The sequence below is a fragment of the Shewanella phaeophyticola genome (assembly GCF_025398315.1).
Taxonomy (GTDB): Bacteria; Pseudomonadota; Gammaproteobacteria; order Enterobacterales; family Shewanellaceae; genus Shewanella; species Shewanella phaeophyticola.
Genome location: NZ_JAODOQ010000001.1, coordinates 4631233 through 4652401 on the forward strand (window position 1 = coordinate 4631233; position 21169 = coordinate 4652401).

Below are 21169 nucleotides of genomic sequence, written 5' to 3' on the forward strand. Positions count from 1 at the left end.
TCTGATTATTTAACTGCCTGATTTAAATCTTGCAGCGTCGATAATGCTCCATAAATGGAACAAACCACCAATAATGGCGGGGATCACTAAGACGAAAAAGAAGTAGCACGTGGCAGTGATACAGAAAAACAACAATGCCGCTAAAATACGCCCTTGTAAAAGCTGACCTAGGCCAGGGAAAAATAAACTTGCTACTGCTGCGAGGACATTACCCGCCGAACCTTGTTGAGACATTAATTTGCTCCATTCTTTTAGCGCTAATATGTTATAACATTGTACGAAGTTAGTGGCTTAATACAAATGTTATCTCCACTAACGGACTATGAAATAAGGATTATTATGCCCAAGAAGTTTGATTTCAAACCATTTGTCGAGTTTTTTACTGGTATTGGCCAGTTCTTACTGCACCTTAAGCAACGCCTCGCCGAAGACCAAATTAATATTCGCGCAGGCCATTTAGCCTATGTGACTTTGTTGTCGTTAGTGCCCATGGTTGCTGTGACCATGTCGATGTTATCGGCGTTTCCGGTGTTTAAAGGCATTAGAGGTAAGATTGAAGGGTTTATTTATAACAACTTTATTCCTGCAGCTGGTGATACGGTGCAAGTATATATCAACGAGTTTGTCGCTAACGCTTCTAAAGGCACGTTTGTCGGTATTATCGCGTTAGTATTTGTCGCCATTATGTTGATATCGGCCATCGACAAAGCGTTAAATAATATTTGGCGGATTACAGATAAACGTTCGTATGTAGTGTCTTTCTCAATGTATTGGATGGTGCTCACCCTTGGCTCTGTATTGATTGGTGCAAGCTTAGTGGCGACGTCTTATGTGGTGTCGCTCGAGGTGGTTACAGGCAGCGAATTATCGGGCATTGTGCCGTGGATTGTTGAACGTATTCCACTGTTGTTTTCTGTGGCCTCTATATTGCTGTTATACATGGTGGTGCCAAACAAAAAAGTCCATTTTTTACATGCGCTACTAGGGGCGGTTGTTGCGGCGGTATTGTTTGAAGCGGGTAAAAAAGGTTTTGCTTTTTATGTGACGCAATTTCCTAGTTATGAAGCAATATATGGCGCGTTAGCGGTTATCCCGATTTTATTTGTGTGGGTGTATTTATCGTGGATGATTGTGTTGTTAGGGGCAGAAATTACTGCCGCATTGCCAGAATATTTAGAAGAACTGGCGGTGATAGCAGAAGAGATGAAAGCCGAAATTTTTACTGAAGGTGAAGCATCAAGCGCAACAGATAAAACGCAGAAGATGAATGTGCATGATCCTGTAGTTGCGTCATCACAGTCACATGACAAAGTAGTAAGCAACTCATCAATAGAAAAGTCTTAATGGTTTTTTATATTCAATAATATTAGGTTGTTATGATTGCATTAATTCAACGCGTCAAGCGTGCGTCTGTTACGGTAGATGACGAAGTAGTCGGTAAAATTGATCATGGTTTACTGGTGCTATTAGGTGTTGAGCGTGAAGACAATGCCGAGAAATTAGCTAAACTTGCTACTAAGGTAATGAGCTACCGGGTGTTTAGTGATGACAACGGCAAAATGAACCTCAATTTGTCACAAGTTGGCGGTAAGTTATTAGTCGTGTCGCAATTTACTTTGGCAGCAGATACCGCAAAAGGCTTAAGACCGAGTTTTTCGTGTGCAGCAACACCTGAACAAGCTAAGCAATTGTATCTTGATTTTGTTGCATTTTGTCGCCAGCAAGGGGTTGAAACTGAAACCGGCCTGTTTGGTGCTGATATGCAGGTCGAGCTCATTAATGATGGCTCTGTGACCTTTAATTTACAGGTTTAAGTGCAGGTGATAAGGAGTCGTAATGTCACAAGACAATGTAATGCCAATGGGTAGTGGTTTTAGCGAACTGTTATCTCAATTACAAAATACATGGCATAGCACGATCCCTTTGAGCCAGTTTATGCAGGTTGAGCCGCTCAGCTTTAGTGGTACCGAACTGCAGGTCACCGCGCCATTAACCCCTAATATTAACCTGCATAACACCATGTTTGCCGGCAGTATTTATACCTTAATGACCCTAACCGGCTGGGGGATGCTGTGGTTACAGCAACAAAGATTAAAATTACGAGGTGACATTGTCATCGCTGATGCAAGCGTAAAATACCTCAAACCTATTACCGCAGAGCCCGTTGCTAAAGTCATTTGGCCTAACACAGATATCTCTGGCTTAGCCGAGGGAGTTCGCGCGCAAGTGATGTTAGATGTTGGGCTGTATTGTAACGACTTACTGTGTGCTGCGTTTACTGGCCACTATGTCTCTATTCCTAAAACACCATCAAATTAAACCTTTCTATAAAATCGAACATAATTGCTAAAATATTCCGCTATTTTTCTTTTTTGTCGTTAAATATACTGATTCCATTGGTCGATCATGTAGAGACCTCACTGAATAAACATTACCAAACAGGTGGAATTACCGATGAAAAAAGTACTAATGTTAAAATCGAGCATTTTAGGCGAATACTCACAATCTTCATCACTGGTTGATTATGCAAATCATCAGTGGAGCGAACAAGGCGTTGAAGTGACTGTGCGGGATATTGGCAACAAGCCAGTGCCTATGTTAGATGGCGAGATTGCTGCAGGTTTACGTGGTGGCGACAATTTGTCAGAGCGCCAACAAGCTGCAGTGGCACTGTCGGACGAGTTAGTTGCTGAAATTAAAGCCAATGACATCATTGTGATAGCTGCGCCTATGTACAACTTTAGTATTCCGACCACCTTAAAAAGTTGGATTGATTTTATCGCTCGTGCAGGTGTGACGTTTACTTATACTGACACAGGCCAGTGGGATTAATTGAAGGTAAGCGCGCGATTATTGTCACCACGCGTGGCGGCGCACATAAAGGCGGTACAACCGACCATGTCGTGCCTTATTTAACCACGGTACTGGGGTTTATTGGTATTACTCAGGTTGAAACAGTATACGCTGAAGCGCTGAACATGGTACCTGATGCAGCCGAGGCGGGTATTAGCCAAGCTAAACTGGCTATCGATGCGATTACTCTGTAAATGCTGAATGTTGGCTGATGTAAAATGCCCAAACCTAAACGGTTTGGGCATTTTATTATTAGTAGGTAACCTCAGCTCTGGATAACAAACGCCTTTCAAGCAGTCCTTTGCCTTCCTCACTGCGTTGAATTAACTTGCAATAGGCTAGCTATTGACGCGTTAATTCGCCTTGTTAGCAAAACAAATCACAAGCTTGACAGTGGATTTTAGTCAATCTATTGATTTATATCGTTATCAATACATCTCTTATCCAGAGTTGAGGTTACGTAATAACAAGTCTTTAAAAATAGGTTTTTAAGTACTTTTTGGCATAACGGCGTAGTTTTTTATTGGCTGCATTGATAGCTAAATCTTCAATGACCGGTTTAAACTTATCGTTACCTGAGCTGGCCAGAGCTTTGGCTAGCCAGGCATAGGTATCAATGGCTAAACGGCTGTCGTCAAGCAGACGAGGTTGAGTTAGTTGTTCACTCAGCAGAGTTAACATTACTTCGTTATATTCTCGTTCATACATGACTCGCTTAGCGGCGATGCGGATTAATATTAGGTCATCACTGGCTAAAGCGTTGCTATATGCATTTAACCGTGGTGATAAATCGGCATGTGTCTGCGCGTGTAAAATAGGATTCCAGATAGCGTATTGACTAATATTACTAATACCCTCGTTAGCATATTTACGTAATTTTTTATGATATTCACCCTCGACTATTTGCGTTAACGTAACACGATATTTCTCATTGCCAGAATAGCCTAAACCTTTAGCCAGCCAAGATGAATGATCGATAGCGTGCTTGTCAGTCGCGCTGGCTAAACTCTGTTTAAGCGATGCTTCTATCGCATCATATACTGCTATATCTTGCGGCTCTGAAATAATTAAGGTCTCAATGGCCTGTATTTGTTGAGCATGGCTGTCACTTTGAAAAATCGCCAAGTATTGCTGCTCTTGGACAAGGGGTTCTTGCGCACTGACTAATGAAGTGAATAGTGAACTCAATAATCCTACGGCTATCAGAAATCCATTGATTGCCATGCTTGTTACATTTTTGGTCATGCTACGTCCTTTTAGAATAGTTTCTTAGTTCCAGCGTTTAAAAATCAGTGAGGTATTGATGCCACCAAAGGCAAAGTTATTACTCATAATATATTGCGTTTCAAGCTGGCGAATATCGCCTTTAATGTAATCTAGCTCGCCACATTCTGGGTCGACTTCATCAAGGTTTAAAGTAGGTGCAAACCAGCCTTCATTCATCATTTGGATACTGGTCCATGCTTCAAGTGAGCCGCAGGCACCAAGCGTGTGTCCAGTATAACTTTTGAGAGATGAAATCGGTGTATTTGCACCAAATACACCGTGAGTTGCTGTGGTTTCTGCTATGTCGCCACGGTCTGTCGCTGTACCGTGCGCACTAATGAAACCAATGTCTTGCGGCGACAGCTTAGCGTCTTTTAACGCTAAACGAATGGCGACTTCCATTGTGTGTGCGTTTGGCTGGGTAACGTGCTGGCCATCTGAGTTGGTGCCAAAGCCGACAAGCTCCGCATAGATTGTTGCTCCGCGTGCTTGAGCGTGTTCTAGCTCTTCGAGTATTAACGTACAGGCACCTTCACCAATAACCAAACCATCGCGCTGCTTGTCAAATGGGCGTGGGGTTTGCTCGGGAGTATCATTTTGAGTGCTGGTGGCAAATAAGGTATCAAATACCACGGCTTCTGTGGGACATAACTCTTCACCGCCGCCGGCTAACATTATGGTTTGCATGCCATATTTTATGGCTTCGTAGGCATAACCTATGCCTTGGCTGGCAGAGGTGCAGGCGCTACTTGTTGTATGGATACGGCCTTGTAAGCCAAAAAACACGCCAATATTTACCGCTGTAGTGTAGGTCATCATTCTGATATAGCTGGTGGCAGTAAGCCCTGACATTTCACCAGTTTTGAGCATGTCACCAAAGCCCATAATTGGGTCGGTACTGCCGGTTGATGAACCATAAGCTACTCCAACTTGGCCTGAGCTCAATACAGGGTCGTTTAACAGCCCTGCGTCTTCTAATGCTAGCTCACTGGCGCGGGTTGCCATGAGCGACACCCGGCCCATTGAGCGAATTTTTTTACGCGAGTAATACGAGGGGACTTCAAAATCTTGCACGGGTGCGGCCAGGCGAGTATTTAAGTCTGGGTAGCGATCCCATTCGTCGATGCGGATTACACAATTATGCTTGGCTAATAAACTGGCTTTAATCTGTGGCCAGTCTTGACCCAGAGCAGAAATCCCGCCCATGCCCGTGACAACAACGCGCTTCATATCATGCCTCCATTGACCGAAATAACTTGGCGAGTGATGTAAGCGGCATCATCAGACAGTAAAAAGTTAGCTAGGCCGGCAATTTCATTGGGTTTGCCCATGCGTTTCATCGGCACCATTTGGTTAACTAAATCGGTTGGGAAGTCGCTCACCATGTCGGTTTCGATTAAACCTGGCGCAATGCAATTGACGGTGATTTTGCGTTTAGCGAGCTCAAGCGACAATGCTTTCGTTGCACCAATAATGCCTGCTTTGGAGGCACTGTAATTGACTTGGCCACGATTACCTGCAATGCCCGAAACCGATGCCAGAGTAATAATGCGCCCACCTTTACGTGCTTGCACCATAGGCATGATGGTGGGGTGAATCACATTATAAAAACCGTCTAAATTGGTGTGGATAACACTGTCCCATTCGTTTTCTGTCATCGCGGGGAAGGCCGTGTCGCGGTTGATGCCCGCATTTAAAATTACTCCGTAGTAAGCACCATGCTCAGCAATATCAGCTTCAATGGTCTGTTTTACTGCAGCGCGATCGCCAATATCAAACTGCAATAAACTCACATTAACGCCAAGGTGGGTAAGTGTTTGCTTTACCTCTTCAGCTGCGCTGTGATTGCTGTGAAAATGCAGCGCAATGTCAAAGCCGTTTTCGGCCAATTTAATCGCAATGGCCTTGCCAATCCCTCGGCTTGAGCCGGTAATTAATACTCTTTTAGTCACAAGTCTCTCCATGATGTTGTTGAGCTAGGCGGTTTTAGTTATTTTGAGGCGCTATGCTCGAGTTGATTATCGTTGATATAAGCTTGGGTATCTTGAGGTTGAAACACATTGACGTTTGCCGATGCAACAACCTGGTCTTGATGATAAATATGGCAGTCGAACACGGCTAAGCCAGAGGGTTCTTGATAAAGCCTACTTACCTTTATGTGATAGGTTTGCCCGAGTTCAAAATGGTCAATATGCATTTGTAATTTGCGACTGCCCAGTAAAAAGCCAACGCGCACTTTGTCACCCACTAACTTAGCTTCAACCCCCGCTAGCGCGGCAATGCTTTGTGCCATGTATTCAATGCCCACGTAATTAGGCACGCCACTGATAACACTGTCAAAGTAAGCGCTTGATTGACTAATGTGGATAGCCGTAAGTAGGGTGTCGGGTTGGTGCTCTAGAAGATTATCGATCAAAATCATTGGCGCACGATGCGGTACAAACTCACTGATATCGAGAGCTAATAAGCTGGGTTCTGCAATTAGGCTCGTCATGGTGTTAGGCATCCTTCTTACAAAAAATAATGCTGGCATTGCTGCCACCAAAAGCAAATGAGTTACTCATAATGTAGCTGAGTGTATTGGCTGGCTTTGAAGCGTTGGCGCTTACCAAGGGAATACTTGGATCGTTTTGGTCTGCGTGACCATCCCATATATGCGGCGGTAACAGTGCAAGCTGATTGTGTTGGCTAAGTAACAAGTAACAAAATGCCGCTTCAATGGCGCCTGCTGCACCTAAGGTGTGACCTGTTAATGGTTTAGTTGAGCTACACGCTGGCAGTGTTTGGCCAAATACGGCCGTGATGGCGCGCGATTCCATTGCATCGTTTTTGGGGGTGGCGGTGCCGTGCAAATTTACATAGTCAATTTGTGCAGGCTGGATGTTGGCCGCAGTTAATGCCGCGTGCATGGCAGCTATCGCACCTAAGCCTTCAGGGTGTGGCGCTGAAATATGATGTGCGTCAGCAGACTCACCTACACCAGCCAGCATCACCTCACTTTGGCCACGCTCCAGGGTAAATAAGGCGGCTCCTTCACCAATATTAATGCCGTCGCGATGTAGACTAAATGGATTGCAATGCCCTTTAGCTACAGATTCGAGTGAGTTAAAGCCATTTACGGTTAATTGGCACAAACTGTCTACTCCCCCACGATAACCATGTCACACAGGTTTGCTTGTAATAATCGTTGTGCGCTGGCAAACACTTTGGCACTTGATGAACATGCGGTCGATACTGTGTAGCAAGGACCACTGATCTCAAATAACTGCTTGAGGTAGTCACTCGTGCTGCCCAACTCTTGTTGTGAGTAATGGTAACTCGGTGGAAAGTGGCCGTGTTCGAGTTGGTATGCTAATGCGGCTTCACCTTTGGAAATCCCCGATGTGCTGGTGCCTAAAACTACGCCAATCCTGTCTGCGCCATAACACGCTTTAGCCTCGCTCACTGCCTGTGCGATTTGCATTGCTGCAGTATGGAGTAAGCGGTTATTTCGACAAGCAAACAGCTGCAAGTGCTCTGGAATATCAATCAGGCTGTCATCGTTTACACTACCGACAATGGTTGGTGCCGCTAAACAACAGGTCATCACGGTATTGCATGGCGCTGGTGTCGCCATTTACTAAGCGCTGCAGCACGGTTTCAGGCGTGTTGCCTAGTGGCGTACAAAGTCCGATATGGGAAATGGCGATTCGGTTATTCATATTCTGTACTCAGTCTTTGTCTAGAGTGGCGTAATGTGCAACAAAATGTCGGCTGACTTTATGGTAACGCTAATTTTTGCTTGCCACGGGTTGAGCTCACTATAGTTAATAGTGATTTGCTCGCCATCGGCATCGATTAACTGTTTACATAAGGCATTTTCGCAAGGCGTAACCCTTAGCTGAGCGTCAGTGAGGTGCTGATTTATTTGCTCCGTTGGCCAGTAGATAAGCTGCATGATGGCCATGAGATATTCGGCATTAAATGTCTCGCCTAACAAGCGACTTTGCTCACTTTGTAAGGTGTCGCCATCGTACACCAGGGTAAACAGTGCCTGGCCTAATGGCGCTAGCCCCACTAAGGTCATGCGTTGTGAGCTGAGTTCTAATTGAGTCATTAACTCATGGTTATCCTGCCCATGGCTCATGCTGATCATTTGACTAAGGCTGATGTCACTTTGGGCACTCAATGCATTCACTGTAGGTGCAAGACAATATTGAGCCTGACTGGTTATCGCCATACAGCTTTTTCGGGCAAATTGTTGGCTACAACTTACCAGCGTGCACAGCAACAACAGTGCGCCAATCACTTTGATAACATTAGCACCCTTAAGCAACGTCTAACTCCCGACATAACTCAACAATGGTATTAAGACGACGCTCTGACTCTTTCACAAACGGGTTTTTAGAGTCCCATGCGTAGCCTGCTAAAATTGAGCAAATCATTTGTTTTACATTATTACTCGCTTGCTGATAAAAAATCACATCTTGAAAGCGGCCGTCATACCAGGCTTGAACATAGGTTCTAAAGGTATTAACCCCAAGCATTAACGGATCGGCGTAATCGGTTTGCCAATCGACGGTTTCGCCTTTGAGTTGCTTATTCAAACTTGCGCACGCCATGGCGGCCGACTGCATAGCAATAGTGACCCCAGATGAAAATACCGGGTCAAGAAATTCACCCGCGTTACCCAATAAGGCAAACTTGTTGGTGGCAAGTGTGGTCACATTGGCCGAATAACCCTGGAGCGTTGCACAGGGTTGCACTACCTTGGCATTGTCGAGTAAACGCTTTAAATCAGGCTCCTGCGCAATAATCTCCAGCAGTTGTTGCTCTAGGCTCCCCGTTAAATGGGCTAATAAATGCGGCTCGCCGACCACCCCAATAGAGCAGCGGTTATTGCTAAACGGGATAAGCCAATACCAAATGTCTTTATGTTCGGGATGAACGCTGATGAGGATTTTATTGCGATCAAATTCGCTATCACTAATGTTGTCTTCAATATGGGTGAAAATCGCGCTGCGTGACGGTAAACTTGATTGTAGCTCAAGGTTTAATAGCCTTGGTAAGACTCGGCCAAAACCACTGGCATCGACAATAAACTTGGCATTGATTTGATAGGGCTGGCCTTGCTCGTTTGTCACTTGTAGGGTCGGTTCGCCACTAATATCGACCGAATCAACCTGATGTCCAAAGCGAATGTCGACGCCCTGACTGATGGCTGTGTCAGCCAGTAATTTATCAAATTGGCCACGCTGAACTTGAAACGTGGTGCCAGAGCCTGGCGTGAACTTGTCGGTAAAATCGAATGTGGTATAACGGCCTTGATGACGAAATGCCGCGCCATTTTTAAACTGAAATCCAGCCTGATTCACCGCATCTAGCATGCCGGCTTGCTCAATAAATTGCATACAACACGGCAGCAAACTCTCGCCGATAGAAAATCGCGGGAATTGCTGTTTTTCAACGACCACAACCTTATGACCTTGCTGACGCAATAGGCTTGCTGCAATCGCGCCTGACGGTAGCCGGCACCAATAATGGCGACATCAACGTCCATCTGGCTAACTATGCTTGTTTGACTGCTTAACATTTACAGTGACTTCCTTGTAAAAAATGAGATAAATGGCGCTAATACAAAAGCAAAGCTAATGCCAAATAAAAGCGTCAGGCCGAAAAAGTGAATCGCATGGGTTTGGCTCAGTGCCAATAAACCAAAGGCTAATAGGGTTGAGCAGGCCGACATAAAGATGGCCATCATTACGCCATGACTGGTGTGTTTGGCTTCGGCAAAAAATAAGCTGTAATCAATACCAATACCCAGCACTAAAATAAAGGCTAGTGCATGAAATAAGCTAATGCTTGAGCCAACTAAACCTAAACAAGCCAGAGTCAGCAACACGGCAAACGCTGGCAAGGCAACAATGGCAAGCGCCAGTTTAATGCCATATTTAACGCTAAAGGCAACACTGGCAAGGGCAAATACCCACAGTAACAGTTGAAAGGTTAGCTGGCGATACTGACCCATTAGTGTGGATATGTCGCCTACTTTATCAATCACTTTTACTTGTCCCAAAGCCCCGTTATGGCTGTCGAGTCGCTGGATTAACGACGGCAGAGAATGAATGCCGCCCAGTAATACAATGGCACCAAATTGTTGAGCGTTGTTATTGCTTGCAACATCGCCAAGCCACAAGGTTTTTAAGTCATCATTGGCGTGCTTAAGCACAGTTTGAGGTGTCAGCCATACAGAATTGGCTTGGTTAAGCTCGCTCATTAAACGTGGTTGGATATCGTTATTTAGGCTCATTTGGTCGATTATGTCTGGCAGGTGCTGTTGGTAGAGCTGCTGTTGTAATTGGTAATGATGTTGCTGGCGCGCAATACTTGGCATAAAGCGACTGAGGCTAACCGCTTGAGTGATTTCATTGTTTGCGATGGCGGCATCTAATACTGGGGTGAGTTGCTCAAGTGTTTGCAGTAAGTCTTGTTCATTAGCGCTACTGACTAAAATAAATTGGTTATCTGTGCCGCCGCTGAGTAATTGCCTCAGCTGGTTTTCTTCGCTTGTTATTGCCTTGGGGCTTTGCTGCAATTGCCGAATATCATCGTTGGCGGTGAGTTGCGATAACCCGAAAAACAGTATGACTAACACAGCAACAGGCAGCAACATGAGTACTGCTTTTTGTACCGTTTTTGTTGGGGTAAATACGCGCTGTAACCCGTTTAAATATGCCTGAGCAAACCAAAGCCCTTGAGTGTGCTTTAGTGAATGATTTCCCAAAAGTGGGAACACTAACAACAAGGTGAGATACGCGCCTATTAAGCCCGCAGCGCAAAATACCGCGACTTGTTGCATCCCCGGAAAAGGCGTAAAACCAATGGCGATAAATGCACTGGCGCTGGTGGCTAATGCGAGCGTTAGCGCAGGGAAGATACGTTTGATGGTGTCGCTAGCATTGTCATTGGGATGGGTTTGTTTTTCACAATAAAAATGAAAACTGTAATCAATGGCCACACCAATTAAGCTGGTGCCAAACACCAATGTCAGTAAATGCAATTCACCAAATAGGCTTAGGGTGGCAACAAAAGCAAACACGACTCCAGTGGTTAAGGTCAGTGTTGCAGCCACTAATGGCATTACCGAGCGAAATGCCAACCACACCAGTAATACTATGCCCAGCAATGATATTAGGCCGATTTTGCTGATCTCTTGTTTGGCTGACTCGGTTGCGGCGATAGCGTGAAACAGTGCACCCGCTTTGAGAAAACTGATTTGCGGATACTGTTGGTTTACCTGGCTAAATGCACTTTCTAGCGCCAGTATTTGCTGTTGCTGTGCAGTGGGGCTAAACGCGCTGTCGCGGCCTTTGGCCATGACGATAGCGGCCACGCCATTGTCTGTGTCGGTAAGTAAAACACCCTGCTGGCGACGAAGTTTGCTATTGGGTGATAGCGCCAACAAGTTTGCTGGAAATAATAACAGCGGGTCGCTCGCTAATAGTTGGCTGTTAGCAAAACCAAAAGCACTGTAAAGTTGGTTTTGCGCTGTCGCTAATAACGCTTGCCAGTTATCTGTGTCTAGCGCGTGTGCTTGCTCCTGGGTCAGTAAGCTAAAGCGATGCTCAAAATACACTTTGGCTAACTGTTCTAATTGGTTGTCGGCGCCGCTTCTAATGGCGCGAAACGGCTGTTGTGGCTGGCTTTGTAATGAAGCCATTAACTGCTGAGCAGCATGAATGGCCTGATTGTCATTTTCTGCCATCACGGCAATATACACCTGGTTAGCCAGCTTGTGTTCGACGGTATCTAATGCTGTTTCAGTGAGTTTGTCTTGTTGTAAATGAGGCAGCATGGCCAAAATATCAGTTTGGATCCGCGCGCCTTGCTGCCATTGCCAGGCGCCTCCAATCAACATGACAAGCAGCAATACTAGCCATAGCGCAAAACCGCCTTTGGCTGAAACTATTGTATTTTGCTGGCCGCGGGGCATTACTGGGCTAACTCGCTGTTAAGGTTAAATAATGCAAGCTCGCTGTCGTTAAGCGCGCCTTGTTCTGTGTCGGTAAATTGTATGTAGGTGTAGTCGCTAATATTGGCTTGCTGGCTGCTCATGATGAGTGAGCGAATGTGTGTATCACCACTGAGAGTGATGTTACCCATAGCGGCATGCACTTGTGGGTCTTTTGCCTGTAAGCCGAGTTGCCACACTGAGCCTGTGTTTTCTGTTGGCATAAATAAGGCAAAGTCAGTGCTGAGCGCGTTAATGTCGCCCGCCATGATGGCCTGTAATAACCTCGGCAGTTGCTGCGCAATTGGGTTGCTGCTAGTTGCTGCACTGAGTTGTTGCACTTTCCCCTGACTGTTTTGCTGAATTAACTGCTGATCTTTAAGCACCATTAAGCTATTAAATGGCTTCAGTTGTTGCCAAACTAAACCTTGTATAGGGCTGAAAATAAACCGACCATGACTTTGTAATGGTTTTTTGAGCACAGCTAAATGACGCTGTTGCAGAAACTGTCCGCGGGTATCGGCATGTAAATTCAGTTGCTGAGCTAATGCCTCAAGTGCGGGAGTGCTAGCCGGTTGTTGGTACAAGCTGTTAATTTGTGTCAATTGAGCATCGGTGAGCAAAGCCTGATTAAGTTGAGTATTGGCTTGCGTCGGTGCGCTTAAGCACAGTAAAAGACTAATAAATGTTAGCGGTAGCAACTTAACTGCAAGCATTAGCGTTGGCTCTCATCTAATAGCGGCCTAATTTTTTGCTGAAACACCTCTGGCGTGACAAAGCATAATTCCTGGGTGGCAATCTCTACCGCAGCTTGAATGGTATAGCCTTTGGTAATACGTGCATTGGTTCGAGCATCGATGATTTGATAGTTAATTCGTAACCGGTTTTCCCATTCAACAATGGCGGCAATCACTTTGACTTTTTGATCAAAGGTGCTGCTTTTAACATATTTAATTTGCACGTCGACAATTGGCCAGGCATAACCAGACTCGAGCATGGTGCGATAGTTATAGCCGAGTTTATCGAGCAGTTGACAGCGAACGACTTCAAAGTAACGCAGGTAGTTACCGTGCCAGGTAATGCCCATTGAATCGACATCGTGAAACGGGATCACCATTTCCATTTCAGTAAGCAGTAAACCCTTCATTTAGCACACCTCCCATTGACCGAATTGAATTTTTTCAACCGTTTGGCGCAGTACAGATTCTAAAGGACGATCTTCTGTGAGCAACTCAAAATCGGTGCTCACTTGTTCAAGGGTTTTAGCCAGCGAAGAGGTCAATGACTGCGGATCTAACTCTTGTTGTAGTACCCGTAGTTGGATCCCTTGGCTCATGGTTAACAAGGCCGCTGCTGCAACTTGCTCAGTCAGTTGCAGTACGCGCATGCAATCACGCGCGGCAATGGTACCCATGCTGACTTTGTCTTGGTTATGGCATTCAGTTGAGCGAGAAAACACACTGGCAGGCATGGTGTTTTTTAAGGCTTCTGCGATTCAGGCTGACACGCCAATTTGTACTGCTTTAAAGCCGTGGTTAATGGCACGGCGCTCGCCAGTTGCAGCAGATAGGTTAGCCGGTAAACCGTTATTAAATTTCGGATTCATCACTAATGCCATTTGGCGGTCGATTAAGTCGGCAATATTGGCCACCGCGTTTTTCAGTGCATCCATGGCAAAGGCAATATGCCCACCATAAAAATGACCACCGTGAAGTATGTGTTCGCCCTCAGCATCCACAATCGGGTTATCGTTAGCGCTGTTAAGTTCGGTTTCAATAAACTGGCGCATAAACGGCAGCGCATCTTGTAATACCCCTATAATATGCGGTGCACAGCGTATTGAGTATCGGTCTTGTAAGCGGTCTGAGTTACGCGGATGCGTGTGGTGGTTTAAGTCCTCACGGATCCAGCTGGCGATTTGGTTTTGCCCTGGGTGAGGTTTGGCGGCAAATAAAATATCGTCAAAATGATTGGAGTTACCTTTAAGGGTTAACGAGGCCATTGCCGTGATACGACTCGATAAACGGCTTAAGTATTGCGATCTGTCGTAAGCCAAACATGCCAGTGCTGTCATCACGGCTGTGCCGTTCATTAATGCAAGGCCTTCTTTTGGGCGTAATCTCAGTGGCACTATGCCAAGTTGTAAATACACATCTTTAGTGGCTTGGCGTTTACCTTGATACATCACTTCGCGCTCGCCAACTAACACTGCAGCAAGATAAGACAGTGGCGTTAAATCGCCACTGGCACCCACCGAGCCTTCTTGAGGAATGATAGGCGTGATGTTGTTGTTTAATAGCCATTCAATGCGTTGCAGCAGTTGATAGCTTACGCCAGATTTGCCCACGGCGAGTGAGTTGAGTCGGCACGCCATAATGGCGCGTGATTCCATTGGGCTAAAAATATCGCCTAAGCCACAACCATGAAAACGGGTTAAATGCAGTGGCAATTCGTGGACTAAGTCTAGGCTGACATTGACGGTGCAAGAGTCGCCATAGCCGGTGGTGACACCATACACTACGCCTTCTTCATGTAATAAACTGTCGATGAAGCGTGCGCCTTTTTGAATATATTCAACGTAGTCAGCGGTGTCAGTCAGTTTAACCTTGGCGCCTTTAGCTACCGCAACAACTTGCTCTAGGTTGAGGTACTGTTGACCAAAATACACTGTGTTATCGGTCGTGTCTGCTGAAGATGTGTGACTCATGAGATTATCTGTCCTGACTGGGTAATGGGGCTGCACTTGATTGTGAAGGCTGGTTGTTACGGGTAACCAGCTCGTCCTTGCGCCAAAAATCGAAAAAGTTAAACCATTGCATTGGCGCGAGTTGCGCAAAATGGGCTAAACGCTGGCTATATAGACTCATTGCATCGGCTAGGCGTGCTGTTCTGCCGGTTCGAGTGCCTTTTAGCGTGTCGCTTAAGTGTTCAACATGGACTTGATAACGGCTACCTGTTGGCGAATGCAAAATAGGGAATACACCGGGCAATCTAATAAACTGGCCAAAATAAATGGCTCTTGCGGAAATGCAGCCTCTTGGCCTAAAAAAGGCAAATAGGTCACACGACCTTGGCTGCTTGATGAGGTACGATCTGCTGCAATCACCACAATTTCACCTTGTTCAATCTTTTGTTGCAACAGCATCGCAGTGCTAGGGTTGAGTTCATTGACATGGATTAAATTCAGGCTACTTTGCGGGTTAAGTTGTTGCAGCACTTTATTAAAGTTCTCAGCGTGCTGGGTCAGCACCATCACATTCACCTTGACTTTTTGCTGGTGAATGGAGATAGCGCGACACAATTCCATATTACCTAAATGCGACACAATCAATACTGCGCCGCGTCCACTAGCCACTTGATTGGCTAAAATATGCCGGTCGTTAAAGTCGACTTGAGATAGGTTAATTCTGTCACACCAGGCGTCGATTCTGTCGAGGGCGGCATTACCAAACGCAAAAAAGTGCTTAAGGCTATCACGCCAATTAACTGGGTTATTGAGTTCTGGGTGGTTAGGCTGTTGCTGTTGTACCCGCTGCAAAAAACCGAGCGAGGCATCGCGGGCGGTTTTACCAGTAAGGAAAAAATAACAAATCACCGGATACATGACTGCGCGGCACAACCAATGCCCGCCAAAGCGATAGCATTGAGCTAAAAACTTAATTCCCCAAAAGCTGCCACGTTCACTTATGGCTGACCAATGCTGGGTTGTTTGTAATGATTGAGCGGTTTGATTTTGCTTAGTAATAATGCGTGGCAAACGAGCTAACATGCCAAAAAATAACTTGGTATGCATCCAACTAATACGCACATTGTCTCTTACGCCTTGAAAATGACTGATGCCATCTTCTGGGTAAATTACTTTGGTTGGCACATGCACCACGGCTGTACCTTGCCAGTGCAGTTTAACCATGACTTCAATGTCAAAGTCCATTCGCTCACCCAGCGCCTGTTGGCTAAATAGTTGTTCAGTTGCGGCAAGTGGATACACCCTAAAACCGCACATAGAATCTTGAATATCAAAGCTTAAGGTTTCTATCCACACCCAAAAATGGGTAATATAACGGCCATATAATCGTCCTTTGGGCACCGACTCATCATATTGTGGTTGGCCAGATATCAAGGCAGCAGGGTGCTGCTCGCTGGTGGAGATCATTAAGGGTATGTCGGTTAAATTATGCTGGCCGTCGGCATCAACTTGCAGGGCATGGCTAAAACCATCACGGTAAGCTTGGCGTAAGCCGCTCATAACCGCCGCACCTTTACCGCGATTATAAGGATGCTGAATTAACGTCACCCAGTTAAACTTATCGGCTAGCCCTTGCAGCACGTAACGGGTTTGATCGTCACTGCCGTCGTCGACCAAATAACAATGCAATTGATACTGGGCCAAATCGGTTAAGGTTTTTTCTATCGCGATATGGTGGTTGTAATTAGGGATCACTAACGCCAATGTCATGAGGCACGCTCGTCATTCTTTGCGCCATTGAGCACTATGCGTCCTGACGCAAAGCGTTTGTCACCATCGCTGTAGCTAAATATTAATTTTGACTTTTGTGGCTGATGTTCAATGACTAAATCGACATAGGTATTGGGCAAAATGAGCTGCTGAAATTTAAGTACTTCAAGCGTGGCGACATTGGCACGATAACCAAAAGCATCGCATCCTAGCTTTACCGCCCAATCTAATTGCGTTACACCCGGCAGCACCGCTTGCTCAGGAAAGTGGCCGTCAAAAAAATTTAAATCGCCACTAATAAACAAGCGCCAATGGCACTGTTCGCCTTCGGCGTGTTGATGAATAATTTGCGGTAATACTGATTTAATCATGAATAAATAAAGCTGCTATATCGGCTGAAGTGCGTTTGCCCTGACTGTTAAGTGGCAAGGTTTTAGGGTAGCGCCAACGTTTAGGTAACGTGATGCGTTCAAATTGGCTCAGTAAGTGGTTTTTTAAGGCCGTGTTAATCGCTAACTTACCTTCATCTTTTAGGGTTTGCCTGCCAAGTTCATTTAAACATACGGCCGCGCCGAGCATGGTGCGTGGTTGCTCTAATACCGTGACTGCGGCGTCACTGACAAACGGATGGGTTTGTAGCAAATGCTCTAACTGCGCCAGTGATAAGCGCTTTTCTTCTATTTTGACAATGCGATCTAAGCGGTGCAGTAAACGAAATTGACCATTTTCAAGCAACTCGATTTTGTCATCGCATTTTACCCAGGTGTCAGGGTTGTCTAAGTAAACCGACTGCAACATTAATGCACCATCATGCGGATCGGTATTCACGTTTACCCGTTCAAACGGTTGCCAGGTTTGTTGTTGCTGGTACTGACGGCGATAAGCGATACCGCCGGTTTCGGTACTGCCAAACACCTCTATAGGTAATTGTTTAAAGCACTGTTTAACCGCTTGTGCTGACTCAAAATTTAACGAGTGCACCTGAGCTGAAAATTAAACTTGGAGTACGCTGTTGTGGTTGGTTATCAAGGGCATCGGGTAAACGGGTTAGCTGCGCCGGACTGCTGATTAAACACAGATTTGGCATAATGGCGAGGTAATAGCTTAGGGTTTCTGGAAAGTCGATTTGTTCGCTTAAAAAAGCTCGACTTGCCGCTAACGGCCATAAAATTTTAAACAATAAACCATAAATGTGCTGATGCGATACCGTTGATACCACAGAGCAATGTGGCAAGTGCTGGGCAAAGGTATGTTCTAAAATACTGACTTCAGCATCAAGTTGTGCAAGGGTTTTGGTGATGGCTTTAGGGTGCCCACTACTGCCAGAGGTAAATAAAACCAGTTCACCTAAGGTGTTGGCTTTCGGCCATTTTGCCGCAGGTAGGCTGAGTTCTTTTTTAAGGCTAACAAACTCGCCAGCTTCGCATAACGGTTTGTCGGCAATAATGGCGTCAAACTCATGGTTAAGTTGGCTTAATGTGCCGCGCTGAGTGTTGGCTGGCAGTATCACTTGCTTACCCGCAAGTAATGCAGCGCAAAGACCTGCGGCAAATAAATCACTGTTTTGGGCGGCCAGTAACCAGCGCATGGCATCGCTTTGACTGAGCTGGTTGTGCAAGTGAGTGACATGGGCGCAAAATAACGAACCCGTCATGATGTCATGATGATCAAAGCTAATAAGCTGCTGAGCAGCAGAGCCATGTGGTTAACCAGTTAAGCAAAAGTTTAGTCATGTTTTTTCAGCCAAAACTTGCGATAAATCCATTCACCACTGAGTAGCATGCCTATTAGCACATAAGCTATCAGTCCGTTGTAAAGCGTCCACATTTCAATTGTTGTGGCTATTGCTGTGTAGGCTGCTATGGCGCCATTGACAACAAATAGCCCACACCATAATTTTGTAATGGTGTGCAAATACTCAATTGCTGAGTCTGGTAAATCAGGCTCTTTTATCCGTGCTAAGCGCTCAATCATACTTAGCTCATGCACCAGCGAATAACTGAATAAACTCAATAAGCTGAGGTTGATGACCACCGGATAATACAGTAGCCAGTCATTACGCTTAGCAATAAAACTTGCCCCAGTTAACCCTACCCCAACAATGAGCGGCAATACCATTGCACGCACTTGTTGCTTGGTGACTATCATACGAGTAAGCAGTAACACACATAGCAATAAGGCGATGTAACCGGGCGGTAAATACTGTAATCCAAAATACACTGCTAACGGGTACGCAACAATCACTAACGTGGTAATGATCTGCAAGAATAACCGCATTAGCTTTGCATTAATCCTTCTACAGCGTTAACCACATCATTAACGGTACGCACGGTTTTAAACTCTTCTGGTTGAATCTTTTTACCGGTGATTTGTTGCAACTTAATCACTAAATCCACGGCATCGATGCTGTCTAAATCCAACTCTTCATACAATGATGCATCTAAGCTAATATCTGCTGGTTCTATTTCAAACTCATCGACTAAAATGGTGCTGAGCATGGCAAGAATTTGATCACGATTTTGCATGCTGGCTCCTAAACACGTTGTGATTCAATAAAGCTAGCCAGGCTAGCCACACTGAAAAAGTGTGCTTTGGTTGCGTCTGAATTGGCTTCAATTTTGACGTCGAATTCTTTTTTGATGGCAAGACCCAGTTCTAGCGCATCAATAGAATCTAAACCTAGGCCTTCACCAAATAGTGCGGCATCTGTATCGATATCATCAATGTTGACATCTTCTAGGTCTAAGCTGTCAATGATCAGCTGTTTAATTTGATTGTGTAAGTTCATTATTTTCGTTTCTTATCAGTATGGCTATCAATAGGGATCGATAGGCTGTTTAAATAAAACTGTTGTAAATCTCGGGTGAGTTGCCGAGCCATTTTTGCTTCGTTTCCTTGGGTAATCTCATCGTCATGGTGCAGTACGCTATCGGCAATTTCAACCGACATGTTGATGGTTTGTCGTGGTATTTGGTACCAAGACTCTTGTTTGGTTAAGCCTGTTACATCGGTGCGAAGTATCACAGGTAAAATATCACTTTGGGTACGGATGGCAATATTAGCCGCCCCGCGCGCAAATGGGTTGATGACATTACCAACCAGTGTGCGGGTGCCCTCAGGAAAAATCACTAAGTTTGTGGCGTTATTTAACACTTGCTTACAATCTTGCAGCAATAGGTTGGCGCTGCGATTGGGGATATAGCCCACACTAGATAACACCCCACGAATAAACGGATTACGCCATAAGCTTTGTTTTACAATGCAGCCCGCATTTGGCATTAGGCTTATGAGTACCACGACATCCACCAAGGTTGGGTGGTTAGCAATAACAATATGGCTTCGAGCTTGTTGTAATAAATACAGATTTTTGGTGCTGACATTAATGACTCCCACTGCGGTTAGCATGGCAACAAAACCTTTAAACATTAAACTCACGGTACGTTGGACTCGCGCGGTTCGTGCTTGTTTAGTGCCCGGCCAGTAACGTAATACTGGCAGTATGGTTAATGAACTGAGCAAACCGCCAAGACCAAACACCATGTAACACATTGCGCCACCTATCCACCGCGGAATATACCTAACCCCAGTCAGTTTTGGGGCTAAGCTTTGTTGAGATGTAAAGGGGGCTGACGGCTGCGAATTAATCATGATGCTCAACAGACCAATACCAATGGCATAAACACCCTTGGATGTTTTTACCTGTGGCGATGTGGTGAATTAATTGGCTAAAGCTGATGTTATCAATATTTTGGCCTGAGATTGGGCGGTCGGATACGCTTAAGGTGACTATTGTATTCACATCGCTATTGGCAGGTGCTAGGTACAAACCTAAGGCGATGGGCAGCTCAACTTCGTGGGTAAACTCACTGTAAACAGGCGGAACAGGGTCATCGCCAAACACCATTAATAATGGGCTAGGGTCTTGTGCCAGTTGAGCGTAAGTTTCAATTAATGCTTGGGGGAGGGTTTGCTCTCCTGCAGCGATGGATGTAGACGCGGTTGTGTTATGAGTGACGATGCCGAAAATGCCACTGGCTGTGTTGTGCACTGATTGACTAAAGGCCATCGGCGAAAGCGGCTGTTGTTTGGTGATATCTTTTAGTAACCCAAGAGTACGGGTCAATTCGCCATGTCGTGATGAAAAAATGCTGCGAGTGTGCGGCGCGACCTGGCATTCGTGCGCTGCCGTTAACATCATTTTGGTTAAGCGACTAAAGCGGCGGCGTTGCATTGCTGGGATATGCGCTAGGGCTGGCGTTGCTTGGCTAGCAGACACACTGGTGTTTGGCTGTTGCCAATGTTGCCAGCTTTCAATGGTTTGAAAGTCTGGAGACCATGCGCCCCATGAGAGAAGTTGAAATGTTAAGTGCACTACTTTGCCTCTAGCTATCCTTATTTAAGTGTTAATAAATAATCATGCATTTGCTGAGTATTCGTTAACGGCGCTAATTGTACACCTATCAAGGGTTGTTTAAGAAGTCACGTAAAAGAAAAAAAGTTTTTTAGATTATTTGTTCAACAATACTTATTCAAAACGCCTAGCAAAAAAATAGCACGGACTTTTAGCCGTGCTATTTAGGGTATTTAAGGCAATGTTTGTTAAG

The 21169-nt window shown here is 45.4% G+C and carries 18 protein-coding genes and 6 pseudogenes; 4 read left to right on the top strand and 20 right to left on the bottom strand.

What is annotated here, in order from left to right; translation table 11 throughout:
* Nucleotides 1-9: 9 nt before the first annotated feature.
* On the bottom strand, nucleotides 10-234 hold the full coding sequence (locus N4T56_RS21585) for a hypothetical protein (RefSeq protein ID WP_261734645.1): 225 nt from the start codon (nucleotides 232-234) through the stop codon (nucleotides 10-12).
* Nucleotides 235-339: 105 nt separating this feature from the next.
* Here N4T56_RS21585 and N4T56_RS21590 point away from each other — a divergent pair, with 105 nt between their 5' ends.
* The 4 genes and pseudogenes from N4T56_RS21590 to N4T56_RS21605 all read left to right on the top strand — a co-directional run bounded on the left by N4T56_RS21590 (nucleotide 340) and on the right by N4T56_RS21605 (nucleotide 3047).
* The gene (locus N4T56_RS21590; protein ID WP_261734646.1) at nucleotides 340-1344 is read left to right on the top strand and encodes a virulence factor BrkB family protein; all 1005 of its coding nucleotides are present in this window, start codon (nucleotides 340-342) and stop codon (nucleotides 1342-1344) included.
* Nucleotides 1345-1376: 32 nt separating this feature from the next.
* Nucleotides 1377-1814 (top strand): D-aminoacyl-tRNA deacylase, encoded by a 438-nt coding sequence (gene dtd / locus N4T56_RS21595; RefSeq protein WP_261734647.1) that lies wholly within the window; start codon nucleotides 1377-1379, stop codon nucleotides 1812-1814.
* Nucleotides 1815-1836: 22 nt separating this feature from the next.
* Nucleotides 1837-2319, top strand: coding sequence for a thioesterase domain-containing protein (locus tag N4T56_RS21600; RefSeq protein WP_261734648.1), 483 nt, complete (start codon nucleotides 1837-1839; stop codon nucleotides 2317-2319).
* 135 nt (nucleotides 2320-2454) lie between these two features.
* A pseudogene (locus tag N4T56_RS21605) lies at nucleotides 2455-3047 on the top strand (FMN-dependent NADH-azoreductase).
* A 280-nt stretch (nucleotides 3048-3327) separates the two neighbouring features.
* Here the strand turns inward: N4T56_RS21605 and N4T56_RS21610 are convergent.
* The 19 genes and pseudogenes from N4T56_RS21610 to N4T56_RS21700 all read right to left on the bottom strand — a co-directional run bounded on the left by N4T56_RS21610 (nucleotide 3328) and on the right by N4T56_RS21700 (nucleotide 20937).
* The gene (locus N4T56_RS21610; RefSeq protein WP_261734649.1) at nucleotides 3328-4098 is read right to left on the bottom strand and encodes a hypothetical protein; all 771 of its coding nucleotides are present in this window, start codon (nucleotides 4096-4098) and stop codon (nucleotides 3328-3330) included.
* A 24-nt stretch (nucleotides 4099-4122) separates the two neighbouring features.
* Nucleotides 4123-5349: a beta-ketoacyl-ACP synthase gene (locus tag N4T56_RS21615; protein WP_261734650.1), complete on the bottom strand. Its 1227-nt coding sequence runs from the start codon at nucleotides 5347-5349 to the stop codon at nucleotides 4123-4125.
* The gene (locus N4T56_RS21620) at nucleotides 5346-6071 is read right to left on the bottom strand and encodes a 3-ketoacyl-ACP reductase FabG2 (RefSeq protein ID WP_261734651.1); all 726 of its coding nucleotides are present in this window, start codon (nucleotides 6069-6071) and stop codon (nucleotides 5346-5348) included. The genes N4T56_RS21615 and N4T56_RS21620 overlap by 4 nt, the downstream gene beginning before the upstream one ends.
* A 38-nt stretch (nucleotides 6072-6109) precedes the next feature.
* Nucleotides 6110-6613, bottom strand: a complete 504-nt coding sequence (locus N4T56_RS21625) for a hotdog family protein (RefSeq protein WP_261734652.1) — start codon at nucleotides 6611-6613, stop codon at nucleotides 6110-6112.
* A 4-nt stretch (nucleotides 6614-6617) separates the two neighbouring features.
* Nucleotides 6618-7820, bottom strand: a pseudogene (locus tag N4T56_RS21630) (beta-ketoacyl-[acyl-carrier-protein] synthase family protein).
* Between the two features lie 20 nt (nucleotides 7821-7840).
* Nucleotides 7841-8434: a DUF3261 domain-containing protein gene (locus N4T56_RS21635; protein WP_261734653.1), complete on the bottom strand. Its 594-nt coding sequence runs from the start codon at nucleotides 8432-8434 to the stop codon at nucleotides 7841-7843.
* Nucleotides 8427-9691, bottom strand: a pseudogene (locus N4T56_RS21640) (NAD(P)/FAD-dependent oxidoreductase). Before N4T56_RS21640 ends, N4T56_RS21635 begins: the two are co-directional and overlap by 8 nt.
* Nucleotides 9692-12091: an MMPL family transporter gene (locus N4T56_RS21645; protein WP_261734654.1), complete on the bottom strand. Its 2400-nt coding sequence runs from the start codon at nucleotides 12089-12091 to the stop codon at nucleotides 9692-9694.
* A complete protein-coding gene (locus tag N4T56_RS21650; RefSeq protein ID WP_261734655.1) occupies nucleotides 12091-12825 on the bottom strand; it encodes an outer membrane lipoprotein carrier protein LolA in 735 nt (244 codons plus the stop codon). The genes N4T56_RS21645 and N4T56_RS21650 overlap by 1 nt, the downstream gene beginning before the upstream one ends.
* Nucleotides 12825-13256 (bottom strand): acyl-CoA thioesterase, encoded by a 432-nt coding sequence (locus N4T56_RS21655; RefSeq protein WP_261734656.1) that lies wholly within the window; start codon nucleotides 13254-13256, stop codon nucleotides 12825-12827. Before N4T56_RS21655 ends, N4T56_RS21650 begins: the two co-directional genes overlap by 1 nt.
* Nucleotides 13257-14816, bottom strand: a pseudogene (locus N4T56_RS21660) (HAL/PAL/TAL family ammonia-lyase).
* A gap of 4 nt (nucleotides 14817-14820) precedes the next feature.
* Nucleotides 14821-16565, bottom strand: a pseudogene (locus tag N4T56_RS21665) (glycosyltransferase family 2 protein).
* Nucleotides 16562-16936, bottom strand: a complete 375-nt coding sequence (locus N4T56_RS21670; protein ID WP_261734657.1) for an ApeI family dehydratase — start codon at nucleotides 16934-16936, stop codon at nucleotides 16562-16564. Before N4T56_RS21670 ends, N4T56_RS21665 begins: the two are co-directional and overlap by 4 nt.
* Nucleotides 16929-18298 (bottom strand): annotated as a pseudogene (locus N4T56_RS21675) (AMP-binding protein). The gene N4T56_RS21670 and the pseudogene N4T56_RS21675 overlap by 8 nt, the downstream one beginning before the upstream one ends.
* Nucleotides 18291-18842, bottom strand: a complete 552-nt coding sequence (locus N4T56_RS21680; protein WP_261734658.1) for a COG4648 family protein — start codon at nucleotides 18840-18842, stop codon at nucleotides 18291-18293. Before N4T56_RS21680 ends, N4T56_RS21675 begins: the two are co-directional and overlap by 8 nt.
* Complete coding sequence (locus tag N4T56_RS21685; RefSeq protein WP_261734659.1) at nucleotides 18842-19090, bottom strand: acyl carrier protein; 249 nt, start codon at nucleotides 19088-19090, stop codon at nucleotides 18842-18844. Before N4T56_RS21685 ends, N4T56_RS21680 begins: the two co-directional genes overlap by 1 nt.
* A gap of 8 nt (nucleotides 19091-19098) precedes the next feature.
* A complete protein-coding gene (locus N4T56_RS21690; protein ID WP_261734660.1) occupies nucleotides 19099-19353 on the bottom strand; it encodes a phosphopantetheine-binding protein in 255 nt (84 codons plus the stop codon).
* Nucleotides 19353-20213, bottom strand: coding sequence for a lysophospholipid acyltransferase family protein (locus N4T56_RS21695; protein WP_261734661.1), 861 nt, complete (start codon nucleotides 20211-20213; stop codon nucleotides 19353-19355). Before N4T56_RS21695 ends, N4T56_RS21690 begins: the two co-directional genes overlap by 1 nt.
* A complete protein-coding gene (locus N4T56_RS21700; RefSeq protein WP_261734662.1) occupies nucleotides 20206-20937 on the bottom strand; it encodes a beta-ketoacyl synthase chain length factor in 732 nt (243 codons plus the stop codon). Before N4T56_RS21700 ends, N4T56_RS21695 begins: the two co-directional genes overlap by 8 nt.
* Between the last annotated feature and the right edge of the window lie 232 nt (nucleotides 20938-21169).